Below are 13,880 nucleotides of genomic sequence, written 5' to 3'. Positions count from 1 at the left end.
CAGGGGGCTTCGTCGTGGGGCAGGCTGGAGGACGGCACCTGATCGAAAGGAACCGTCGCGTGATCATCTTCGGCACCAAGGGCTACCTCTACCAGCTCGCGATACTGACGCTGGTGTGCGGCCAGTGCGGCAACCCCTCGGCCCACACCCTGCGGAAACGCGTCACGAAGTTCACGCTGTTCTTCGTGCCGCTGTTCCCCGTCTCGACCAGGTTCGCGACGCAGTGCACGTTCTGCGGCGCGGAGCGGAAGGTCACCGGGGAGCAGGCCGACCAGCTCCTGGCGCAGGCCACTCCCGGGGGCCCCGGTCAGCAGGCGTACGGGCAGCCGCAGCAGCCGTACCGGCCCTGACCTCCGGGACCCCCGGCGGCGGCCTACTGCTTCGGCTGCTTCTGGGCGCCCACCGCGTCGGCGGCGTGCCGCGGGCCGGGACGGGACGAGAACTGCCCGATGAGTTCGCGGAAGCAGACCAGGGCGGTGATCGGCGGGATGCCCACGACCACCATCGCGAGCAGCGAGTGCGCCGACTGCCCGATGCACAGCGCCACGGCGGTGCCGGAGGCGATCAGCATGACGGCCCAGGACTTGCGGGCGGTCCGGCGCTGGACCGACGCCCGCAGGATGGACAGCCCCGCCAGCAGCCACGGGCCGTAGACCGTCAGCGGCCACCAGTGGGCCAGCTTGGGCGCCACCACGAGCAGCGCGATCGTCCGCAACTGGTCGTACGAGTACGAGATGGACCAGGTGAGCATCGTCACCGCGCACAGGGTGATGAGGGTGACCAGGATCGAGACGGTGAGCACCTTCGGGTTCCTGGTGAGCGAATGCGCGCCGGGCTGGGGCCGCTTGCGGTGCACGGGGCGGGGCACGGGCCGGCGGTCGGCCTCCCGCCGGGGCGGGGCGGGATCCGGGGCACGGGCGGCGCCCAGCATCTGGGCCAGCTCCTCGTCCAGGTCCCAGGCCTCCGGCGTCATGCCCGCGTCCGACTGCTGCCAGAGGTTCTGCATGTCGAGCTGCTGCGTGTAATGAGGCGGCTCGCCTACTGGTTCATAATCGGTCCTCATTTTCTACGACCCCTCCCCTTCGCGCGCCGCTCGCAGATATTCACGCTCCATCCGGCCGATGGCTCTCAGGAAGTCGTCGAGCAGATCAGAGCAATAGGTGATGCTCTCCGCAGTGATCTGATCAGCTGCCTGACGCGAGCGACGCGCGCACTCCTCAGCTGCGTGTTTCTCCTGCCAAGTCACGCCCACCTAACGAGCGCCGTGCAGGGCTGGATGTCTGGCATTCGGGGGAATATGCGTCAACGGTGATGATATGGAATATCCATGAGCGCCACCGTCCCATGACATTCCGAATATGTACTCCGGCACTTTTCCTTCGCGGATCTTGGCCGAATTCCACACAGCACGGGCGGCGCGGCGCGGGGCCGCAGCTCGTCGGCCGCTGTCCCGGCGAGGTCGTGCACGCCGAGCTCGATCAGGCGCTCGGCCTGCGCGGCGAGCGGCGCAAGGGCGGTGACGGCGGCGGGGGACGAGGTGTCGGGCACGGCTGTCCTCTGGGTGCGCTGCGGGGGGGCCTGGGGTCGACGCAGGCTTCCGCACAGGCGTTCCCGTGCGTGCGGGGCGGTGCGCGACTCGGGCGTATTCAAGCCACATCCGCCCATCCCGCCACCCCGTCCGGACCCGGGGCTGTCGCCGCTTCTCGAACGCGTGCATCATTACCCAGTTGTTGTCCCTGGTACTGACGAGGTGAGCGGTGCGCACGCGACGAAGCGGGATGTGTACGGCGGCCCTGACCGGCACCCTCGCCACGCTGACGGCCCTGGCCCTGACGGCCTGCGGCCCCACCGCCCACGACGACGCCAAGGCCGCTCCCACCCCGCTCCGGGTCGCCGACGCCCCCGCCGAGCTCCCGGTGCCGCACGGCAAGGGCAGTGAGGTCCCCGACGACTTCAACGGGGACGGGCACCGCGACCTCGTCGTCAACGACCTGGCGAAGACGCAGGCGCACACGGACGACGCCGGCATCGGCATCGTCTACGGCGGCGCCCGCGGACTCACGCCCGGCGCCCGGCAGTTGCTCGACCCCCGGCGGCACGCGGCCGCCACCGACGGCCGGCAGCCCGCCGTCTTCGACGCCGAGGCGACCTGCGACCTCGACGACGACGGCTTCACCGACCTGGTGGTCTCCACCGACCCGCCGTTCGACGGCCAGGGCCGGCCGCCGGTCCCGCTCCAGATCCTCTTCGGCTCCCCCGGCGGCCTGACCGGCAAGGGGGTCAAGCTGACGATCCCCGACGCCGCCCGCTTCGGCAACGACTGGCCGGACCAGCCGGTGTGCGGCGACTTCGACGGCGACGACGCCCAGGACCTGGTGGTGCACGCCTCGGACGGCCGGCTGAGCTTCCTGCGCGGCCCCTTCGACCGCGACGGCGCCCCCCGCGCGGCCGGCGCCCCCGTCCCGTCACCGGGCAACCTGCCCACGGGACCGGCCGCCGACGTCGACGGCGACGGGTACGACGACCTCGTGGTGCGCACGGCGGAGGGCTCCGGCACCTCGGCGGTGGTCCTCGGCGGCCCGGACGGCCCGACCCGCACGGGGGTCACCCTGCCCGCCGGGATCGACCTCGCCCTCGGCTCGTTCGGCCGGGGCAAGGCCCTGGACGCGGCCGTCGGCGCGATGGGCAAAACGTCTCTGCGCTACGACCTGCCGGCCGCTGCGGCACGGGCGACGCTCGACAGCGCCGGCTCGATGCTGGACGCCGCCGACTTCGACGGCGACGGACTGAGCGAACTGCTCTCCAGCGGCTCGCGGTTGCGCGTCTTCCGGGGCCGCGCGGGCGGCCTCGGCACCACCGGCATGGTCACCGTGCAGCCACCGGCCCACGGCACCACCCGCGTCCTGTCCACCGGCGACTTCGACGGCGACGGCCGGGCGGATCTGGTCGTGCGGACGTACGTCGGCGAGACCAAGGACACGGTGGCCGTGTACCCGGGCCGGCCCGCGAAGCAGGGCCTGCTGGCGGCCGAGCCGTCGGTGACGTTCTCCAGCACGGAGTTCCTGGTGCCCTAGGTCGTCTCCCCCGCCCGCTCCGCCGTCCGGCCGAGGAGCCGGGTCATGGCCTCGGCGGCCCGTACGGCCGCGTCCCCGCAGCAGTTGTTGAACAGCACGTGCAGGGCGTCGACCCGGCCGGCCAGCCCCTCCAGCCGGGGCAGCCACTCGCGCAGTTCGTCCTCGTCGTAGCAGTGCCGGAAGCGCTCCTCCTTGCTGCCCGTCCCCCAGTGCGCGCTGCGGCCGTGGAACCGCACGACCGAGAGGCGGGGCGAGGTGACCGGGGCGACCGGCGGCACGGAGGCGGGCAGCGTCTGCGTCATGTCCACCGCGACCGCCGCCATCCCGTGCCGGGTGAGCAACGCCCGCGTGACCTCCGCCTGTTCACCCCGCCACCACGCCGGATGCCGGAACTCCACGCTCAGCGGCCACCCCCGCGTCCGCCGCGCGGTCTGCTCCAGGAACGTCTCCGCCCGCGCGCCGGGCCGGAACCACGGCGGGAACTGGAACAGCACGGCGCCCAGCCGCCCGGCCCGCCGCAGCGGCGCGATGCCCGCCGTGAACCGCGCCCACACCTCGTCCAGGATGCGCGGGTCCCGCGCGTCGGCCGGCCACCCCCGCGGCATCAGGGCCGGCCGGGTCGGATGCCCGGTCAGCAGGGAGAACGCCTTCACGTCGAACACGAAGCCGTCCGGCGTCCGCTCCGCCCACAGCGCGCTGTTCCGCTCACCGGGCAGCGCGTAGTACGTCGCGTCGACCTCGACCACCGGGAAGCGCTCGGCGTAGTGCCGCAACCGCCCCTCGGCGTCCCGCCGCCCCACCGGGTACCAGCCGCTGCCGACCAGCGCCCGGTCCGTCCACGAACACGTGCCCACCCTGATGTCGCCCATGGGACGGCGGTTACCCGGACGTCCGGCGGCCAGACGTGCGCGCCCGCCGTCTGCGGATGTGGCCTCCGGGGCCCGCGCGTAATCTGGTCCGGGTACATCCGGCGCGCCTGTAGGCGCGCAGTCGCAGATCACGCGTGTGCCCCCACCCATCCGAACGGCTGAGGCACGCCCGGACGAGCGGAGGATCAACCATGGGTACGGTCACCACCGACGACGGCACCACGATCTTCTACAAGGACTGGGGTCCACGCGACGGCAAGCCGATCGTCTTCCACCACGGCTGGCCGTTGAGCGCCGACGACTGGGACAACCAGATGCTGTTCTTCCTGTCGCACGGCTACCGGGTCATCGCCCACGACCGGCGCGGCCACGGACGGTCGTCCCAGAGCGCCGGCGGCCACGAGATGGACACCTACGCGGCCGACGTCGCCGCCCTCACCGATGCGCTCGACCTGCGGGACGCGGTCCACATCGGCCACTCCACGGGCGGTGGCGAGGTCGCCCGCTACGTCGCCCGCGCCAAGCCCGGCCGGGTCTCCAAGGCCGTGCTGGCGGGCGCCGTGCCGCCCATCATGATCAAGTCGGAGAGCAACCCCGGCGGTACGCCCATCGAGGTGTTCGACGGCTTCCGCGCGGGGGTCGCCGGCAACCGGGCGCAGCTCTACATCGACGTGCCGTCGGGGCCGTTCTACGGCTTCAACCGCCCCGGCGCGGAGGTGTCTCAGGGACTGATCGACAACTGGTGGCGGCAGGGCATGATGGGCGCCGCCAACGCCCACTACGAGTGCGTCAAGGCGTTCTCCGAGACCGACTTCACCGAGGACCTGAAGAGGATCGACGTCCCGGTGCTGGTCATGCACGGCACCGACGACCAGGTCGTCCCGTACGAGGACTCGGCCCCGCTGTCGGCCAAGCTGCTGAAGAACGCCACGCTCAAGACGTACGAGGGCTATCCGCACGGGATGCTGTCGACGCACCCGGAGGTCCTCAACCCGGACATCCTGGAGTTCGTCCGGTCCTGACGCCGGAGGCGTCCGGCGCGGCTCACCGCACCGGGAAGCCGCACGTGTAGCCCTGCGCCGCGAGCCACGGCAGGACGCGGCGCAGGGCCTCGACGGTCTGGGAGCGGTCGCCGCCGGCGTCGTGGAACAGCAGGGTCGGCCCGTTGGCCAGCTCCCGCTGCACGGTGGCGACGATGGCGTCCGCCCCCGGCCGTTCGAAGTCCTTGGTGTCGACGTTCCACCCGAGCGGCCGCATGCCATGCGAGGCGGCGAGCTTGCGGCTGTAGGGGGTGAACGCCCCGCCCGGCGCCCGGTAGTACATCGGCCGTACGCCGCCGGACGCCTCTGTGATCATTCGTTCGGCGTCCAGGATCTGCCGCGCCTGGTAGGTGCGGGAGTTCTTGTCCATGGTGGTGTCGTGGGAGACCGAGTGGTCGCACAGCCGGTGCCCCTCGGCGACGACCTTCCTGACCAGGTCCGGGTACGCCTTGGCCTGCGTGCCGACCATGCAGAACGTGGCCTTCACGCCGTGCTCGCGCAGCACGTCGAGGACCTTCGGGGTCCACTTCGGGTCGGGGCCGTCGTCGATGGTGATGTTGACGCCGCGCGGCCCCTTCTCCGAGGCGTGCGCGATGGTCACGGCGACGGGCTCGGCGGCGCGGTCCGCCGCGGCCGGCACGCTCGCCCTGGGGGCCGCCTCGCCCGCGGCGCCGGCCTGCGCGGTCCACACCGACGCCCCCGTGGCCAGGATCGTCACGCCCAGCGCCGCCCCGATCAGCTTGCCGTACCAGCCGCGCCCGCCCCCGTGCCGTGCCATGTCCGCCCCACTCTCCCGCTGTGCCCGCCGCTGCCCGGTCACTGTGACCATCTGGCATGACGAGGTTCGGCGGCCCGGGGATCCGTCCGTTACCGATCACGGACAAACCCGGGGGAGTTCGGGGACAACTCGACGGGGGCGCGGCGCCCGGTGCCGTCCCGCGGAGCGGATGTCAGGCGGCGCGCCCGCGCCGCTGGGTCCGGTCGGCGGTCATGTCGTCCTCCTGGTCGTCCGCCTCCTCGGCCCAGACGCCCTCCTCGTCCCCGAAGTCGGGGGCCTGGAAGGGCGTCGTGGTGGGAGGCGGAGAGGCCGCGCCGGTCCGGCGGGGCTGCCCTTCGAAGGGGGCGGAGAACAAGGAAGTCGATTCGATGGGAGTTCTGCCTTTCGTGCAGGGCCCATGACGGGACCTGGGGTGCCGTGACCGGGCACCGGCGGCTACTAGAGCTTGGTCATCTTCGCGTACGGGCTCACGATCCGCATCTGGGCGGAGCCGAAGTCCACGAGCGCCGCGACCCCGTCCTCGATGCCGACCACCCGGCCGAGGCCGTACACATCATGGGTCACCTGATCGCCCATGGCGAAGTGTTTTGGAGCCGGCACGGCCGGGGCCTTGAAGGGGCTGGTGGGCAGATGACGCTTCGGCGCCGGAGGCTTTGTCATGGCTCAGTATGCGCCTTCACGAAGCCGCCCCGCTGTGGCCCTGGGCACAAGAAAGCCACAGATGACGTCATGCACGCCGTTGACCTGGAGTTTCACAAATCCATATCGTCGACCGGATCAGCACGCGCGGTCGGCGATCATGGCCTTGCGGAAGACGTCGTACACCGGCACGCGGCCCCCGGTGGAGACGCAGGCGTCACCCTTCTCCCCTCCTCCTTCCCCTCCCCTGTGCCGATGATCCGCTGGACCCGTCCCACGGACCCTTCCGCCGCGCGTCCCCGTGCCGCTCGGCCCAGGCGCGCGGCTCCTGGGCGTTCCTCCGGGACCGCGCCTGGCCCGGGTCGTCGGGCAGCGGCCCCCGGGGCGGCGGTGCGGGGGGTGCGGGGGGTGCGTCTCACGGGGCTCTGCCTCACAGGGCCGGGCGGGCTGCGGACGGCAGGGTGGCGGCGCGCCAACCGCCCGTGCCCGGGGTGCCGTTGGAAGGGCCGGGGGCCAGGGGGCCACGCCGAGGGCAATTCACCGCAAAGACGGATCAAAGGCACGGCTAGGCTTGGCCGGTATGGAGCCGCTCCGGGGACCCGAGTCCGGTGGGGAGAAGGCGTACTACGTCACCACCCCCATCTACTACGTCAACGATGCCCCTCACCTGGGCCACGCCTACACCACGCTCGCCGCCGACGTCCTCGCGCGCTGGCACCGGCAGCGCGGGGAGAAGGTCTGGTTCCTCACCGGCACGGACGAGCACGGCCAGAAGATCCTGCGCACGGCCACCGAGCACGGCGTCTCCCCCCAGGAATGGTGCGACCGGCTCGTGGAGGAGGCGTGGAAGCCGCTGTGGCGGCACCTGGAGATCTCGAACGACGACTTCATCCGCACCACGCAGCGCCGCCACACCGACCGCGTCCAGGAGTTCGTCCAGGACCTGTACGACAACGGCGAGATCTACAAGGCGGACTACGAAGGCCCGTACTGCGTCCACTGCGAGGAGTTCAAGATCCCCGCCGAACTCCTCGACGGCGAGGGCGAGTACACGGGGCAGAAGCTGTGCCCGATCCACCGGAAGCCGGTGGAGCTCCTCCAGGAGGAGAACTACTTCTTCCGGCTGAGCGACTACCCCGAGCGGCTGCTCGCCCACTACGAGGCCCACCCGGACTTCATCCAGCCCGAGTCCGCGCGCAACGAGGTCGTGAACTTCGTCCGGCAGGGCCTCCAGGACCTCTCCATCTCCCGCTCGACGTTCACCTGGGGCGTCCCGGTCCCGTGGGACGACCGGCACGTCATCTACGTCTGGGTCGACGCGCTGCTCAACTACGCCACGGCCGCGGGCTACAACGAGAACCCGGAGAAGTTCGCGACGACGTTCCCGGCGGACGTCCACCTGGTCGGCAAGGACATCCTCCGCTTCCACGCCGTCATCTGGCCCGCGATGCTGATGGCCAACGGCCTGCCGCTGCCCGGCCGGATCGCCGCCAACGGCTGGCTGCTGGTGGGCGGCGAGAAGATGAGCAAGTCCAACCTGACCGGCATCGGGCCGCGCGACCTGACCTCGCACTTCGGCGTGGACGCGTACCGCTGGTACTTCCTGCGCGCGATCGCGTTCGGCCAGGACGGCACGTTCTCCTGGGAGGACTTCGCCGCCCGCTACACCAGCGAGCTGGCCAACGACTTCGGCAACCTCGCCTCGCGCGTGACGGCCATGGTCGGCCGGTACTTCGGCGGCGAGCTCCCGGCGTCCACCGCCGACGGCGACGCCGAGGACGCGATCCGCGCCGGCCTGGCCAGGACGGTCACGGAGGCCGACCGCAGGATCGGCGAGGAGCTGGACTTCCAGGGCGGCATCGTCGCGATCTTCGACTTCGTCAAGCAGGTCAACGGCTACCTGACCGAGCAGGAGCCCTGGAAGGTCGCCAAGGACGACAGCGCGCCGGGCCGAGCCCGACTCGCGACGATCCTCCACACCGCCGCGGAGTCGCTGCGCGCCCTCGCCGTCCTGCTGCACCCGGTCATGCCGGAGACCTCGCGGCGTCTGTGGGACTCCCTGGGCGCGGAGCCCTCCCTCGGCCCCCTCGCGGACCAGAGGGTCCAGGACGCCGGGGCGTGGGGCAGGCTTCCCGCCGGTACGCGGGTCACGAAGGGCCCGGCGCTGTTCCCGCGCCTGGAGGAGGCGGGGCGGGGGTGACCCCGCAGGCGCCGCTCAGCCCGTCAGGGGCCGGGTGGCCGGCTTGAGGCGGCTCGGCGGGCCCGACGGGAGCCGTACGTGGGCGCCTGCCCGGCCCGGTCCTCGTGTCCGGGGGCCGCGACGAGACGGTGTTCGCGTTCCGGCTGACGGACGACCGCGGCACGCGGATCCGGGCCGTACGCACCCCGGACCCCCTCCGGGCGTGGGACCTGTCGCGCCCGCGCCGCCCACGGCCGGGCCGGCGATGTCCGACCCGCCTGCCATGATCCCCGCATGCCGCTGATACCGGGATACGAGTACGGCCCCTTGGCCGAGGGGCACGCCTACCTGGACCACCCCCTCTTCTGGCCGGTGCACCTCGGGAGCTGCCTGCGGGGAGAGGCCGCCGAGGAGGCCGCGTTCGGTGCCGACTGGGACGCGGCCATGGAGCTGTACCGCACCCTGTCCGCGGAGCACGAGTGGCCCGTGTTCAGCGTGCCGCTGCGCTCGGGCCACACCCTGCACGTCGTCTACCGCAACCTCGACGGAGACCGGGGAGAGGACTACCTGATCCATCACCCGTCCTGGTCCGGCGCGGAGACGCTCGCCGTGGACGACGGCCACTTCATGGGACCGGGGACGGCCTGGCACGAACTGCTGGCGGTCGCGGACCAGCCGGCGACGACCGGCGTCGTCGACGCCGACGCCCGTCTGCTGCTGCTCTTCCCCACCCTCGGCGACGCGAGCCTCCCCGACGACGCGGCCCTCCGTCTCACGGCCGCGCTCGACGCCCTCACCGCGATGGAGGAGCCCGCCAAGGTGGCGGACCTGCTCCTGGAGCACCAGGGCCAGTGGGAACCCGCCCACTGGACGCGCACGGACGGCGTCTGGACCAACGACGGCGGCCACTCCTACCGCAACCCCGCGAACCCCTTCGCCCTGCCGGAGGCACGGCTCCGGGAGATCAGTGCGGCGCTGAACGGGTAGGCCCCCCGGCGGGTCCGAGCGGCCCTCCGGCACGCCGTGAAGGCGGCGGCGACTGCCCCGTCCGGGCCGCCCATCCCGTCAGCTGAAGGGGACCGCGTCCTTCGGCGCCGTGTGCCAGTTGGTGACGATCGCCCTGTCGACCGTGATGGTGCCGACCTTCAGGGAGACCGGGTTCGCGTCCGAGTCGTCGACGGCGACGATGATGGAGTCCAGTTCCTTGCCGTCGTTCGTGCTGGTGGTCTTCGGGTTCACACCGGCGTACGCGGTGGTGCCCCCGGTCAGCTTGATCGGCTCGCCGACGGCCTGCTCCACGGGGCCCGCCTCGGTGCCGTCGGACCCGAAGGCCACGATCGGGTGGGTGCCCGGCAGGTAGCAGGTGATCCCCGGCTTGGCCTTGGCGACGACCAGGATGTAGCCGCCCGCCTGGGTCTCGGACCTGGTGCTCCACGTGATGTCGTTGGCACCGCAGCCCTGCTCGACCGGCACCCGCGTGCCGTCGCCGGCGTCGACGCCGGAACCGGAGTCGGCCGCGTCGGTCCCCTTGTCCTTCGCACCGGAGCCCTTGCCGCTGCCGGCGGCCACCGAACCGGACGGCTTGGCGGCCGCACCGGCGTCCGACGCGGGCGCGGAACTCCGCGCGGCACCGGTGTCCTTGGCCGCGTCCCCGTCCTCGCAGGCGGTCATCAGCAGGGTGCCGCCCACGAGGGCGGCGGAGACGAGAAAGGCCTTGCGGTGCGTGCGGAACATCGGATCCCCCAGGAGAAACAGTGGTCAGTGGTGATTCATGACGCAGCCGCTTCCGGCTCCGTGGTCACTCGATGACTATGAGGGCCGCGCAGGCCGGAAGGGTCCGCCCGCCGTCGTTCCAGGACACCGTTGTCACAGACTGCGGACATGGTGAAGGAGATCTGGGGGACCGTCCCCACGCCGCGGCCGCACCCTTGTCCGACGAGGAACGCACCCGACGGTCCGACGAGGAAGGCACCCGATGGTTTCCCGACCGCGTCGGGGTGTGCGGTGTGCCCCCTTCCGCCGCCGAGGCGGGCGTAGCCTCGAGGGCGCCGAGGGCTTCTCGTGTGCCGGCGCATGTGCCGAGTGCCGTTCTCGGCGAACGACGACGCCGGACCGGACCTCGTCCGGGCCGGGGCAGGGTTCGCCTCATGACCGAGCACGTGCCGGACCGCCCGCCGACCGCCCGCACCGCGACACCGGGCCGACACGGGGCGCCTCCCGCGACACCGTGCCCGCCGCGGCGGCACGGAACCCCGCCGGAGAGAGGCGTGTTCGTCCGTCCGCTCACCCGGCGCCAGATCGGCGACCGGATGGGGGAGCTCGGAGAGTTGTACGGTCACACCTCGTCGAGCGAGCCGCACGATCCGGGGTTCCTGGACCCGTCGGACCGGGCCGGATCCGCCGCCTTCCGGCGGCGCCTCGCGGGTCATATGCGGCGGCCGGGGTTCGAGCTGCTCGTCGCGGAGGCCGTCCGCCCCTCGGGCGCCACCGTCCTCACGGCCTGTGCCTACGGCTTCCCCGTACGGGGCACCGACCCCTGGTGGCAGGGCCTCGACGGATATCTCCCGGAGGCCCTGTTCCGCACCGCCCTCTCGGGCAAGCTCCTCGCGGTCGCCGGCGTCCTCGTGGAGCGCCGTGTGCGCACCCAGGACCCGACCCGCGAGTGGAACCTCGCCCGGCGCCTGCAGAAGCGGCTGCTGGGAGACCACACCGGCGCACTCGGCGTCACCTTGGTCGACCGCGGTGACGTGGACACCTACCGGGCACTGCTGGCCTGGGGCTGGAGCGCTCTCCCCGCAGAGGACGGCGGGGCGTCCCGTTTCGCTCCGCGCCGCCTGCTGGTGCTCGGCTGAAGGCGTCGGGCTTGCAGCAAGTCACGGCGAGGCCACCAGGCTCCGTCCAGCGGACCGTGGCTGACGCTTCTGTGAGGAGGACGGGGCCCCATGCCCCCGTGGCGTCACGCGGACGACATCAGGCCCCGCCAAGTCGCCCTCCCGCGTGTGCAGCAGAGCCCCTTCGCGTTGCCTGATGTGCGGCTCGTCCGGCACGTCTGCAGGACCGGAGGAGCCTGGGCCGGGTCAGTCCCCAGGGGACGTCGCTGAACCGGCCTGGCACACCAAGTCCCCCACCACGCCGAACGCACACGTCCGCGGCACGGTTCTTTCAGATCTCCCGGTCTCTGTTTCTTGCTGCGCGAGCGGTGCGCGGCGCGGATCGCCTCCGACATCGACCAGGCGACCGTCACCGGTCCGGCAGACGCACGGCGAGCACAGCCACGTCGTCAGTGCTGCCGGGCGTCATACGCACGAGGAGCTGGTCGCACAGTGTGTCCAGCGGTGAGTGGGCGAGCGCGAGGGCGTGGCGGCGCAGCCGGTCCAGGCCGGTGTCGAGGTCGCTGCCGGGGATCTCGATCAGGCCGTCGGTGTAAAGCAGCAGGGTCGACCCCGGCTCCAGGGGCTGCGTGGCGTTCGGCCGGCTCTCGCCGGTGCCCTGGGGGGCGCCGAGGACCACTCCCTGTCCGGCTTCGAGGTAGCGCGCGTGTCCGCCGGGGGTCAGCAGGAGGGGCGGCGGATGTCCGGCGCTGGTCCACCGCAGGGTCCATGGTCCGGTGTGCGGGTGTCCTTCGATCCGGGCGAGGACGAGGGTGGCCATGGGGACGGTGGTGATGGCGTGCATGGCGTCGTCGAGCCGGTCGACGACCGTGCCGGGCGGCCCGGCGTGGTCCCAGGCCAGTGCGCGCAGGATGCCGTGCAGTTGGGCCATGCCGGCCGCCGCGGTCAGATCGTGGCCCACGACGTCGCCGATGACCAGGGCGAGCGTGCCGTCCTTCAGCTGGAACGCGTCGTACCAGTCCCCGCCCACCTGGGAGCCGGCCGGGGCGGGTTGATAGCGGGCGGCCAGCCGCAGGCGGCCGGGCTGGGGCAACGGGGGCAGCAGATTGCGCTGCATGGCCTCCGCGACGGCGCGCTGGCGGCCGAACCGCTGTGCGTTGTCGATGACCAGACCGACCCTGCGGCCGATGTCGCTCACGATCTCCAGGTCGTCGCTGTCGAAAGGGTGCTCCGGGTCGGTGCGCACCAGCGTCAGGGCACCGGTGATCGGCCGCCTGGCGCCCAGCGGCACCGTGACGGTGGAGGTCGCGTGCACGGTCCGCAGGAAGTCGCTGTGGGCGGCAGCCACGGGAGAACCGGGTGGGGAGGTCTCCGCCTCGTCCTCACCGATCAGTACTACGGGATCGCCTCCGTTCAGCACCTGGACAAGAGACGAGCGGTCTGCCGCCGCGCTCTCGGGAAGACGCTCGCGCCCGCCCTCCAGCTCTCCGGCCCGGCCCCCGGGACCGGTCACCGCCACCCGGTGGACCCACCCGGAACCGGTCCTGAGGTCCACTGCGGCCCAGTCGGCCAGGCGAGGAACCAGCAGGTGGCCCAGCCGAGCGAGGGCCTCGTCGGTGTCCAGGGTCTGCCCCAGCACGTCGGTGATCTCCGCGACGAGCGTCAGCCGCTCGGTGAGGTCCTCCAGAGCGCTGGTGTAGGCCGCCCGTTCCCGGCGGGCACTGCGGTCACCCGTGATGTCGTTCAACAGCACGACCACGCCCGTGAAGGAGACGCCGTCCGTCAGGGGAGAAGCGGACCAGGAGATCGTGACCAGACGACCGTCACCCCGCAGAAGGCGGTCGCCCTCCCCGCGCGCGGCGCCCCTCTCGGCCAGCGACCGGAGCAGTGGGCACCGCTCCCGCGGGACTGTGCCGCCGTCCGCGGTCCGGTGCAGCAGATCGTGCGCGTCCTTCCCGCGCATGGCGGCGACGGCTCGGCCCAGCAGCCGTTCGCCGGCCAGGTTGACGGCGAGGATCCGTCCAGCCGGATCCACCGTCATCAGGGCTGTGCCCAGCTGCTCGACGACCTGCCGCCAGAAACCCGGCTCGAACGCCGGCCCCGACCGCCCCTCACCTCCCGCACCGGGCACCGCGTCCTCCACGACACCGCCCTCCAGTCATGGCAGCCACCCACCGAAGCCAGCAAGCGCATCAGAGGAACCTTCGCACCGGTGACCGATGGTCTCCGTCAAACGACGGTCTCCCGACAGGAACCCACTCGCATGGCCGACACGGGCACCTGCCCCCCCACCTCCGCCGTGCGCGTTCTCCCCTGCCGGACAGCCGGGACGCTCCGGGTCGACCACGTCACGGTTGCGCCACTCGCGGAAGGTCGGCCGAACGCATCACGCCCCGCTTCGGAGACTTCAGGGAGGCCGCTGCCTTCCCTGCCTTCATACAGGGCCTTCATGCCGCTTCGCGGCGGTTGG

General features: G+C 72.2%; 14 protein-coding genes. 6 read left to right on the top strand and 8 right to left on the bottom strand.

The features are described from left to right. The first annotated feature begins 59 nt into the window (after positions 1–59). A complete protein-coding gene (locus ACFRAC_RS09030; protein ID WP_382922634.1) occupies positions 60–350 on the top strand; it encodes a zinc-ribbon domain-containing protein in 291 nt (96 codons plus the stop codon). Between the two features lie 23 nt (positions 351–373). On the opposite strand, the gene ACFRAC_RS09025 is transcribed toward ACFRAC_RS09030, so the two are convergent. Together ACFRAC_RS09025 and ACFRAC_RS09020 are read right to left on the bottom strand one after the other, a co-directional pair. Then, positions 374–1,063 (bottom strand): DUF2637 domain-containing protein, encoded by a 690-nt coding sequence (locus tag ACFRAC_RS09025; protein WP_382922632.1) that lies wholly within the window; start codon positions 1,061–1,063, stop codon positions 374–376. Positions 1,064–1,302: 239 nt separating this feature from the next. Further along, a complete protein-coding gene (locus tag ACFRAC_RS09020) occupies positions 1,303–1,548 on the bottom strand; it encodes a hypothetical protein (RefSeq protein ID WP_382922630.1) in 246 nt (81 codons plus the stop codon). Between the two features lie 230 nt (positions 1,549–1,778). On the opposite strand from ACFRAC_RS09020, the gene ACFRAC_RS09015 reads away from it, so the two are divergent. After that, a complete protein-coding gene (locus ACFRAC_RS09015; RefSeq protein WP_382922717.1) occupies positions 1,779–3,074 on the top strand; it encodes an FG-GAP repeat domain-containing protein in 1,296 nt (431 codons plus the stop codon). Here the strand turns inward: ACFRAC_RS09015 and ACFRAC_RS09010 are convergent. Beyond that, a complete protein-coding gene (locus ACFRAC_RS09010; RefSeq protein WP_382922628.1) occupies positions 3,071–3,943 on the bottom strand; it encodes a DUF72 domain-containing protein in 873 nt (290 codons plus the stop codon). The two genes, ACFRAC_RS09015 and ACFRAC_RS09010, sit on opposite strands and share 4 nt — an antisense overlap. Before the next feature lie 191 nt (positions 3,944–4,134). On the opposite strand from ACFRAC_RS09010, the gene ACFRAC_RS09005 reads away from it, so the two are divergent. Further along, entirely contained in the window at positions 4,135–4,965 is an 831-nt protein-coding gene (locus ACFRAC_RS09005) for an alpha/beta fold hydrolase (protein WP_382922626.1), read from the top strand. A gap of 22 nt (positions 4,966–4,987) precedes the next feature. Here the strand turns inward: ACFRAC_RS09005 and ACFRAC_RS09000 are convergent, their stop codons facing one another. The 3 genes from ACFRAC_RS09000 to ACFRAC_RS08990 all read right to left on the bottom strand — a co-directional run bounded on the left by ACFRAC_RS09000 (position 4,988) and on the right by ACFRAC_RS08990 (position 6,421). After that, entirely contained in the window at positions 4,988–5,761 is a 774-nt protein-coding gene (locus ACFRAC_RS09000; protein ID WP_382922623.1) for a polysaccharide deacetylase family protein, read from the bottom strand. Between the two features lie 172 nt (positions 5,762–5,933). Continuing rightward, the gene (locus ACFRAC_RS08995; RefSeq protein ID WP_361345638.1) at positions 5,934–6,116 is read right to left on the bottom strand and encodes a hypothetical protein; all 183 of its coding nucleotides are present in this window, start codon (positions 6,114–6,116) and stop codon (positions 5,934–5,936) included. Between the two features lie 83 nt (positions 6,117–6,199). After that, positions 6,200–6,421, bottom strand: coding sequence for a hypothetical protein (locus ACFRAC_RS08990; protein WP_062673574.1), 222 nt, complete (start codon positions 6,419–6,421; stop codon positions 6,200–6,202). 559 nt (positions 6,422–6,980) lie between these two features. Between ACFRAC_RS08990 and metG the strand changes: the two genes are divergently transcribed. Both metG and ACFRAC_RS08980 read left to right on the top strand, forming a co-directional pair. Continuing rightward, a complete protein-coding gene (gene metG / locus ACFRAC_RS08985) occupies positions 6,981–8,600 on the top strand; it encodes a methionine--tRNA ligase (RefSeq protein WP_382922621.1) in 1,620 nt (539 codons plus the stop codon). A 273-nt stretch (positions 8,601–8,873) separates the two neighbouring features. Continuing rightward, positions 8,874–9,566 carry a hypothetical protein gene (locus ACFRAC_RS08980; RefSeq protein ID WP_382922619.1) on the top strand — a complete coding sequence of 231 codons (693 nt, stop codon included), beginning with the start codon at positions 8,874–8,876 and terminating at the stop codon, positions 9,564–9,566. A gap of 78 nt (positions 9,567–9,644) precedes the next feature. On the opposite strand, the gene ACFRAC_RS08975 is transcribed toward ACFRAC_RS08980, so the two are convergent. Next, positions 9,645–10,313: a DUF4232 domain-containing protein gene (locus ACFRAC_RS08975; RefSeq protein WP_382922617.1), complete on the bottom strand. Its 669-nt coding sequence runs from the start codon at positions 10,311–10,313 to the stop codon at positions 9,645–9,647. A gap of 533 nt (positions 10,314–10,846) precedes the next feature. Here ACFRAC_RS08975 and ACFRAC_RS08970 point away from each other — a divergent pair. After that, a complete protein-coding gene (locus ACFRAC_RS08970) occupies positions 10,847–11,431 on the top strand; it encodes a hypothetical protein (protein WP_382922615.1) in 585 nt (194 codons plus the stop codon). Positions 11,432–11,819: 388 nt separating this feature from the next. Here ACFRAC_RS08970 and ACFRAC_RS08965 read toward each other — a convergent pair whose 3' ends face one another. Beyond that, positions 11,820–13,553, bottom strand: coding sequence for a SpoIIE family protein phosphatase (locus ACFRAC_RS08965; protein ID WP_382922613.1), 1,734 nt, complete (start codon positions 13,551–13,553; stop codon positions 11,820–11,822). Between the last annotated feature and the right edge of the window lie 327 nt (positions 13,554–13,880).

Source organism: Streptomyces sp. NPDC056628 (assembly GCF_042792555.1).
Lineage (GTDB): Bacteria > Actinomycetota > Actinomycetes > Streptomycetales > Streptomycetaceae > Streptomyces.
Note: the sequence above shows the minus strand (reverse complement) of the source record. Positions and strands in the feature narration are given on the sequence as shown.

Excerpts from the sequence above, each read along its gene's own strand:
- ACFRAC_RS08980 (WP_382922619.1), top strand. The coding sequence starts at position 8,874 with ATGCCGCTGATACCGGGATACGAGTACGGCCCCTTGGCCGAGGGGCAC.
- ACFRAC_RS09010 (WP_382922628.1), bottom strand. The coding sequence starts at position 3,943 with ATGGGCGACATCAGGGTGGGCACGTGTTCGTGGACGGACCGGGCGCTG.
- metG (WP_382922621.1), top strand. The coding sequence starts at position 6,981 with ATGGAGCCGCTCCGGGGACCCGAGTCCGGTGGGGAGAAGGCGTACTAC.
- ACFRAC_RS09000 (WP_382922623.1), bottom strand. The coding sequence starts at position 5,761 with ATGGCACGGCACGGGGGCGGGCGCGGCTGGTACGGCAAGCTGATCGGG.
- ACFRAC_RS09005 (WP_382922626.1), top strand. The coding sequence starts at position 4,135 with ATGGGTACGGTCACCACCGACGACGGCACCACGATCTTCTACAAGGAC.
- ACFRAC_RS08990 (WP_062673574.1), bottom strand. The coding sequence starts at position 6,421 with ATGACAAAGCCTCCGGCGCCGAAGCGTCATCTGCCCACCAGCCCCTTC.
- ACFRAC_RS08975 (WP_382922617.1), bottom strand. The coding sequence starts at position 10,313 with ATGTTCCGCACGCACCGCAAGGCCTTTCTCGTCTCCGCCGCCCTCGTG.
- ACFRAC_RS09015 (WP_382922717.1), top strand. The coding sequence starts at position 1,779 with ATGTGTACGGCGGCCCTGACCGGCACCCTCGCCACGCTGACGGCCCTG.
- ACFRAC_RS09025 (WP_382922632.1), bottom strand. The coding sequence starts at position 1,063 with ATGAGGACCGATTATGAACCAGTAGGCGAGCCGCCTCATTACACGCAG.